Here is a 7,517-nt window from a genome sequence, read left to right as displayed (position 1 = left end):
AAGACGGCGTGGATCAACGACCCGGCCAAGCGCAGGGAACCCGCACCACAAACCTCATAACGTCACGACCGTCTCACTGGACTTGAAATCTTCCGTTCACCCCGAGCCCCTCGCGGAGCCGCACATGGACGTGGTCACTCATGGTCCACCAGCCTTCACTTCGTACTCGAAACAGGACCCCCATCATCCACGGGCGACTGCGGGCAGGGAAGGGACGGCCCGGAAGCGTCCGCTTCGTGAGATCGGAGTACCCGGGTAATCGCCACGCGTGGACGGGTCGCACGGGTCGGGCTTTCGGCGGGAGGCACCGCCGCGGTCACGGTACCGGCCGAGTTGCCGGTACCGGACTCGAACCGGCGGGCGATCACCCCGCAGTCCCCGACCCTGGCAGCCGGAGGTTGAACCGATGTCGACAGTCCAGGTCACCGATCTGTACGAGGTGACGATGGCGCACTCGTATCTGCGGGAGCAGATGACCGCCCCGGCGACGTTCGACCTGTTCGTGCGCAAGCTCCCGCCCGGCCGCGGCTTCCTGGTGGCGGCCGGCCTGGAGCCGGTGCTGGACTTCCTCGCCGAGCTGCGCGTGGACGAGGAGGACGTCGCGGCCTTCGCCGCCGCCCTCGGCCGGCCGTACCGGGACCTGGAGCCGCTACTCGGACTGCGCTTCACCGGCCAGGTGCGGGCCGTACCCGAGGGGCGGATCGTGCTCGCCGGCGAGCCCATCCTGGAGGTGACAGCGCCGCTGCCCGAGGCGCAGCTGGTGGAGTCGTTCCTGCTCAACCAGGTGTGCCACCAGACGGCGGTGGCGTCCAAAGCGGCGCGGTGCGTGCTCGCGGCGGCCGGTCGGCCGGTGGTGGACTTCTCGCTGCGCCGCAGTCATGGCGTGTCGGCGGGCGAGCAGGCGGCCCGGTTGGGTGCGCTGGTTGGCTTCGCCGGGACGAGCAACGTGGCTGCCGCGCGCCGGTACGGTCTGCGGGCGGTGGGCACGATGGCGCACTCGTACATCGAGGCGTTCGGCGACGAGGCCGAGGCGTTCCGGGCCTTCGCCCGGGCCCACCCCGGCCCGGTGACCTTTCTGGTGGACACCTACGACACGGAGGCCGGCGTGGCGGTCGCCGCCCGGGTGTTGCGCGAGCTCGGGCTGCACGAGGGCTGCGCGGTGCGGCTCGACAGCGGCGACCTCGGGTCCCTGGCCGTCTCCGCCCGGCGGATCCTGGACGAGGCCGGGCTGCCCGGGGTGAGGATCACCGCGAGCGGTGGGCTGGACGAGTACGCGGTGGAGGAGCTGGTGCGCACGGGCGCGCCGATCGATGTTTTCGCCGTCGGGACCCTGGTCGGGGTGGCCGCCGACGCGCCGTACCTGGACGCGGCCTACAAACTGGTCGCTTACGACGGCCGGCCTATGATGAAACTCTCCACCGGCAAAGTGACCGCCCCCGGTGTCAAGCAGGTTCACCGAGCGCCCGGATTCGCCGACACCGTCGCACTGGTCGACGAGCCTGCGCCGACAGGCACCCGGCCGCTGCTGGAGACCGTGATGGCGAACGGCCGCCGCACCTGCCCTGCCCGGTCACTCACCGAAGCCCGCACCATGTTCGACGCCGATCTCGCCGAACTCCCGGACGCCGCCCGCCGCATCGTCGACCCGCAGCAGCCGCCGGCCGTCATCTCCGAGCGGCTGCGTGCGCTCACCGACAGCGTCCGCCGGTCGATCGAGGCGCGGCAACGAACGGTTCGCGACCGGGGCGGCTGAGCGGGCCCGCCCCATCCGTCCGCGGGGGCGACGGTGGAGCCGTCTCAGTCGGGTGCGACGAGCCTGACGTCGGCGTCCACCACTCCGGGGACGGCGCGCACCAACCGTTCCATCACCGGCAGTAGCGAAGCGTCAGGCAGCGTCCCGCTCAGGGTGATCCGTCCCTCCTCCGCACGGACGTCGACGGCCGAAGCGTGTTCGGGCTTCAGTACGGCGAGGAGTTCGAACCTCACCTGGTGGGCGAGGTCCTCGTCGGTGCGCAGATGGACCTTCAGGAGGTCGCTGCGGCTAACGATGCCGATCAGACAGTCCTCGGCGTCGACTACCGGGAGCCGCTTGAAGTGGCCGCGAGCCATGGCCCGGGCGGCCTCGGCGGTCGGACTGGTGGCATGGACGGAGACGGCGGGCGCCGACATCAGGCCAGCGGCGATCAGCCCGTCGGTATTGCCCTTCTCGCGGTCCTCGGCCGCCAGCAGGTCCGCCTCGGACACCACGCCCACCACCCGGCCGTCGCCGGCCAGCACCGGGACGGCGCTGACCTTCCACTGCTGAAGGGTCTCCAGGATCTCCCGGAAAGTCGCGTCGCGGCCGACCGCGACCACCGCGTGGGTCATCACCTCACCGACGGTGTTCCACTGACTGGTCATAGTGTGCTCCAAGAGAGTGAATCGGGGGCGTTCGGCGACCGGACCGCGCTCGCGGAGCGCACTCCCACGAAGCCGGGTCGGCCGGGCTTCCGAAGCGGATCAGGGCGGATCAAGGGGCGGAGGCGGTCGGGTCGACGATGGCGCGCTCCCGTGCCCGCGCCGACCGCCGAGGTTCGCCGGCCCGCGCCGGGCCGGCGCCTCGAACAGCGCGCCCGGGCCCTGCCTGGTCCACCTCAGCGGTCGGCGCGGTAGGCACGGGGGTGTTCGGGGCCGTTCGGTCCGGCCGCCAGGGCCGATGCAGCCCGCGACGGCCGAGCCGCCACTCGCCATCATGGGAAGTGACCACTCCCCTGGGAGGTCGCCATGACGACGGACGCCACCGCCCCTCATCCGCAGCCCCGCCCGGGCCTGCTGACCTTCCTCGGCGGCGTCGGCACCGTCACCGGCAGCAAGTTCCTGGTCGAAACCGACCGCGCCCGGGTCATGGTCGACTGCGGCATGTTCCAGGGACTCGCCGAACTGCGCCGGCTCAACCGTCGCCCACTCCCGCTCGACCCGGCCGACATCGACGCGGTGGTTCTCTCCCACGCCCACCTGGACCACTGCGGCTACCTGCCCAAACTCGTCCGGGACGGCTTCCGCGGACCGGTATTGACCACCCCCGACACCGCCCGCCTCGCCGAGCTGATCCTGCGCGACAGCGCCCACCTGCTCCGCGAGGACGCCGACCACGCCAACCAGCACGGCTGGTCCAAACACCGCCCTGCCGAACCCCTCTACGACGAGGACGACGTCGAGAACACCCTGCGCATGTTCGACCCCGTCCAGCTGGACACCGACGTCGAGATCACCGGCGGCATGGTGCTCCGGCTGCACCACGGCGGACACATCCTCGGCTCCGCCTGGGCCCACCTGACGTTGGAGGACTGCCACACCCTCGCCGTCAGCGGCGACCTCGGCCGACCGGTCCACCCGCTGCTGCGCCCGCCCGAACCGTTCACCGGCGCGGACGTCCTGCTGCTGGAGTCCACCTACGGCAACCGCCACCACGAGGAGACCGCGGCCCGCGAATGGTTCGCAGCCGCAATCAACCGCACCCTCGCCCGCGGCGGCACCGCCGTCATCCCCTCCTTCGCGGTGGACCGCACCGAGGTCGTCCTGCACCAACTCGCCGAGCTGCGCCGGGCCGGACGGCTCCCCGCCGGCGCGCCCGTCTACGTCGACAGCCCAATGGCCCTGGCCGCCCTGCAGATCTACCGCGAGGCCTTCGCACGGCACTCCGGCCAGCTACGCCCCGAGATCCTCGACGAAGGCGCCTCGGCCCTCGACCCCGAACCGTTCACGCTGATCCACTCCCTCCAGGAGTCCCTGGCCCTGGAGCACTCCAGCGTGCCCTCCGTCCTGGTCTCCGCCTCCGGCATGGCCACCGGCGGCCGCGTCATCCACCACCTGCGCCGACTGCTGCCCGACCCGCGCAACACCGTCATCGTCGTCGGCTTCGCCGCCGCAGGCACCCGCGCCCGCGACCTGGTGGACGGCGCCCGCGTGCTCAAGATGTACGGCACCTACGTCCCCGTACGGGCCGAGGTGGTCAACGTGCCCGCCTTCTCGGCGCACGCCGACGCCGCCGAGATCATCGAGTGGCTGCGCCACGCCCCACCTCCGAGCGCCACCTACCTCGTGCACGGCGAGCCCGACGGATCGCAGGCCCTGCGCGACCGCATCGACCGCGAACTCGGCTGGACGGCCGTCGTCCCGCGTTCCGGCGAACGCGTCCTGATCCACTGAGCGCTCGCGGGCGGCCCCAGCGGCCGCCATCACCCGACTGGCTCCCGAAGACCCTCTCGCCGATCCGGATCCAGCCTCGCGTGGCATCCCCAGTGCGCTGTGCCGGTCGGCTGACGGGCGCCCGTCTCACCAACCACCTGACCGAGGGGACACCCGATGAGTACACAGGATGCGCGGCAGCGGTTCTGCCGGTCCGTCAGAATGATGTGGCGCCAGGCAGCGCGCAAGACACATCCGGGCGTGTCGGTGCCAGCGCGGCGGCCACCAGGGGTCACCCGGTGCGGCGGGGTGCTGTCAGTCGGGTGCCATGCCGCGGGTCGACAGCCCGGAGAGGGTGAACTCGGCCGGGGTGGGCGTGCGGGCGACGGCGTGGACCCGGACGACAGGTGTATCCGGCGTGGCAGGTAGTCCCTCGGCCGTGAGGAGCCGTACGTTCGCCGGCCCCTCCAGCTCCAGCAGTGCGATGAGACCCATACCGCCACGGTGGCCCGGACCGGCGCTGTGTGCATCCGGTCGTCGGCACGCGGATGCGCTCGGCAGGTGTGAGCCCCTGCCAGCTCGACCGCACGGAAGCCGCCCAGCGCGCAGCCCGTGCCAGCCTGCGGTGTCCGGCGAAGAGGGGCGGAGACGCAGAGGCACCCCGCACACGGGTACGTGCGGGGCGCCCGCTCATGCGCTGTTGTCAGGCGGGGCGGATGTGCTCCGCCTGCGGGCCCTTCTGGCCCTGCACTACGTCGAAGGTCACCTTCTGGCCCTCCAGGAGTTCACGGAAGCCCTGGGCGTCGATGTTCGAGTAGTGGGCGAACACGTCGGGGCCGCCGCCGTCCTGCTCGATGAAGCCGAAGCCCTTTTCGGCGTTGAACCATTTCACGGTGCCGGTAGCCATGCGCTTCTCCTTCGTGGGAGCTGATCGGGTCCCGCTGGTGCGGGCCCGGAGGTGATCGCCTTGGTCCGGAGAGGCGTTGAACAGCAAGAACGCCCACGGCATGTCACCGCGGGCGAGAACTTCGGAACCACGACTGCTTGATCAAACGCTACACCGCAGAGGATCCCGCAGCCAGGGCGCCGAACAGGACACGAAGCGGCGCGGCTGTGACGCCCGTACGTGCTTCGGTCGTGTAGAGCCGCCGGCGATCGCGAGCAGGAGCGGCACTCCCCTGCTGAACGGATGCGGGGGGCCTCGCGCTGGCAGACCCTGGGAGAGGAGCCGACCTCGGAGGAGAGCGATGACCAGTACCAGTGGCTCACGGGAACCGAGCGCCATGGTGCACATGTCGATATCCGGTGCACCACCCACGGCCAACGTGGTCGCCGACACGGTGGGACAGTCGTACCGGCTGATCACCGTCCCTGGTGCGAGCACAGCAGGGAACTACGTCTCACCGGCCGATCAGGTGGTCCGAGGCCGCTGGCAGGTGGACACGTCGGCGCCGATCGAAGAAGCCGCCGCACAGCCGGTCGCCCTCGCCGATGCCGACGCGGACCCGGTGAAAGTGGAACTCAGCGGTCAAACCGATGCCGTCGTCAAGGTCGATGCGCTGATCCGCGCGCGTTTCCGCGCCGGACCACCGGCGGGGATCTCACAGGCATTCGAAGTGTGGCCGGGGAGTCCGCCGCTCCCCACGGGCCGGCCATGACCGAAGCGGCATGAACTCGCGCTCGGCGAGGCCCGTCGGACGCTGCGCCGTCCCTCGTCGCCGTCCCGTCGCTGATCGCGTCTTGCAGCAGTGTCGTGCGGGCAGACGGAAACCTGCAAGGTGGGCTCCCTTCGCCGGCATTGTCCGGATCAGGTGGTGGAGGTCGCCTTCCGGTCTCACAGACCTTCCAGCCTCTCAGCCCGACCGTCGACAACCGCCCCGCGCGGAGCCTCCGCCCATCGCCTGGGGCCATCCGGCCGAACTCCCTCGCTCGCCCTGCAGGCCAATTTCCACGGTACTCCCGCCCCCGCCCGGCACCAGGGCCGAACGGCCCCAGCACTTGCCCGGGTGACCAGGCGGATCCACCGAGCCGAATAGCACCTCGGTGAATCCGCCATGTCCCTACTGCCCACTCGCGGTGGTCCCCTATGGCTGATGTTCCGCGCCGACGGCGCCCACGGACTGTGTCCGACCGCCGCCTCGCATAGGGCCGGGCGGCCCATGCCCGACGTCTCGGCCCGGTTCACGCCGGAGACGCGGACTTCAAACGAAGAAGGTGGTTCCCGCGCCGAATTTGGGCGTCGCGATCGCTCGGCAGTACGAGCATGGGGTGGTGTTCCGTCTGGGCCGGCTGCGCGGGGTACGCGACCCCGGGATCCGGTTCATGATCCCGCTGGCGGACCGGATGTCGAAGGTAACCCTGCGCACGGTGACCATGCCCATCCCGTCCCAGCAGGTCGTCACCCGCGACAACGTCTCCATCGGCGTCGCGGCCGTCGCCTACTTCCGTCGGGTCGACCTGGTGAAGTCGATCGTGGAGATCGAGGACGTGTCCAGTGCGGTCGGGCAGATCGCCCGGACCACCGTCCGCAACCTGGTCGGCAGATCCCTGCTCGACCAGGCGCTCACCGACACCGAGACCCTCAACGAGCGGTTCAAGGACATCCTCGACGGCCTCACCCAGCAGTGGGGAATCCTCGTCCTGGAGGTCGAGCTGAAGGACATCGAGCTCCCGCAGAGTATGCAGCGGGCGATGGCCCGACAGGCCGAGGCCGAACGCGAGAAGCGCGCCGAGATCATCGCCGCCGAGGGCGAAGCCATCAGCGCCGGACGCCTCCCCGAGGCCGCCGACGTCATCGCCGACCACCCGATCGCCCTCCAACTGCAGAACCTCGCCGAGATCGCCGCCGAGAAGAACTCCACCATCGACTTCCCGGCCCAGTTCCTGCAGAGCGCACGGGCGCTCACCCGCTTCGTCGACCAGGAGAGCCGATCCGTGACGACTGCAACAGCGGTCCCCGCGCCGACCGGCCCCGACGGCAGCCCACTGCCCCGGCCCGACTGGCCGATCCCCCAGGACGAAACCCTCACCGGCCCCCTGAAAGGACAGGTCTGGACATGAACGAGCAGACGACGAACACGCCGATGCGCACCAAGACGTGGACCCTGCGCCTGGATCTCTTCGAAGAGGGCGACGTCACCTGGGTGCACGCCGTTCTCGACACCGGCGACAACCGGCTGGAGAGCCGCACCGACGCCCACCGCAACCCGCACGACCCGCCAGTACCGGAGATCGGAGACGAATACGCGGCCGGGCGCGCCCTGGTCGACCTCGGGCACCAACTGCTCCGCGCCGGCACGACCGACGCCGACGCCAACGAACCACCACTGCGCAGCTGACCGCCACGGCTC

The 7,517-nt window shown here is 70.7% G+C and carries 8 protein-coding genes; 5 read left to right on the top strand and 3 right to left on the bottom strand.

Annotation, left to right across the window (positions count from 1 at the left end):
- Nucleotides 1-406: 406 nt before the first annotated feature.
- Nucleotides 407-1,753 (top strand): nicotinate phosphoribosyltransferase, encoded by a 1,347-nt coding sequence (locus ACH4J0_RS24900; protein WP_396242749.1) that lies wholly within the window; start codon nucleotides 407-409, stop codon nucleotides 1,751-1,753.
- Nucleotides 1,754-1,797: 44 nt separating this feature from the next.
- Here the strand turns inward: ACH4J0_RS24900 and ACH4J0_RS24895 are convergent, their stop codons facing one another.
- Nucleotides 1,798-2,400, bottom strand: a complete 603-nt coding sequence (locus ACH4J0_RS24895) for a CBS domain-containing protein (RefSeq protein ID WP_396242748.1) — start codon at nucleotides 2,398-2,400, stop codon at nucleotides 1,798-1,800.
- A 363-nt stretch (nucleotides 2,401-2,763) separates the two neighbouring features.
- Between ACH4J0_RS24895 and ACH4J0_RS24890 the strand changes: the two genes are divergently transcribed.
- Nucleotides 2,764-4,188 (top strand): MBL fold metallo-hydrolase RNA specificity domain-containing protein, encoded by a 1,425-nt coding sequence (locus ACH4J0_RS24890; protein ID WP_396242747.1) that lies wholly within the window; start codon nucleotides 2,764-2,766, stop codon nucleotides 4,186-4,188.
- Between the two features lie 294 nt (nucleotides 4,189-4,482).
- Here ACH4J0_RS24890 and ACH4J0_RS24885 read toward each other — a convergent pair whose 3' ends face one another.
- Both ACH4J0_RS24885 and ACH4J0_RS24880 read right to left on the bottom strand, forming a co-directional pair.
- Nucleotides 4,483-4,662: a hypothetical protein gene (locus tag ACH4J0_RS24885; RefSeq protein ID WP_396242745.1), complete on the bottom strand. Its 180-nt coding sequence runs from the start codon at nucleotides 4,660-4,662 to the stop codon at nucleotides 4,483-4,485.
- Between the two features lie 208 nt (nucleotides 4,663-4,870).
- A complete protein-coding gene (locus ACH4J0_RS24880; RefSeq protein WP_230048148.1) occupies nucleotides 4,871-5,074 on the bottom strand; it encodes a cold-shock protein in 204 nt (67 codons plus the stop codon).
- Nucleotides 5,075-5,414: 340 nt separating this feature from the next.
- Here ACH4J0_RS24880 and ACH4J0_RS24875 point away from each other — a divergent pair, with 340 nt between their 5' ends.
- The 3 genes from ACH4J0_RS24875 (at nucleotide 5,415) to ACH4J0_RS24865 (ending at nucleotide 7,505) form a co-directional block, all read left to right on the top strand.
- Nucleotides 5,415-5,825, top strand: a complete 411-nt coding sequence (locus ACH4J0_RS24875; RefSeq protein ID WP_396242744.1) for a hypothetical protein — start codon at nucleotides 5,415-5,417, stop codon at nucleotides 5,823-5,825.
- 556 nt (nucleotides 5,826-6,381) lie between these two features.
- Nucleotides 6,382-7,227: an SPFH domain-containing protein gene (locus tag ACH4J0_RS24870; RefSeq protein WP_396242743.1), complete on the top strand. Its 846-nt coding sequence runs from the start codon at nucleotides 6,382-6,384 to the stop codon at nucleotides 7,225-7,227.
- Entirely contained in the window at nucleotides 7,224-7,505 is a 282-nt protein-coding gene (locus ACH4J0_RS24865; RefSeq protein WP_396242742.1) for a dsRBD fold-containing protein, read from the top strand. Before ACH4J0_RS24870 ends, ACH4J0_RS24865 begins: the two co-directional genes overlap by 4 nt.
- Nucleotides 7,506-7,517: the final 12 nt, after the last annotated feature.

Source organism: Kitasatospora sp. NPDC017646 (assembly GCF_044329365.1).
In the GTDB taxonomy this organism is placed as follows: Bacteria; Actinomycetota; Actinomycetes; order Streptomycetales; family Streptomycetaceae; genus Kitasatospora.
The sequence above is the reverse complement of the archived record's forward strand: the minus strand, read 5'-3'. Positions and strand labels throughout refer to the sequence as shown.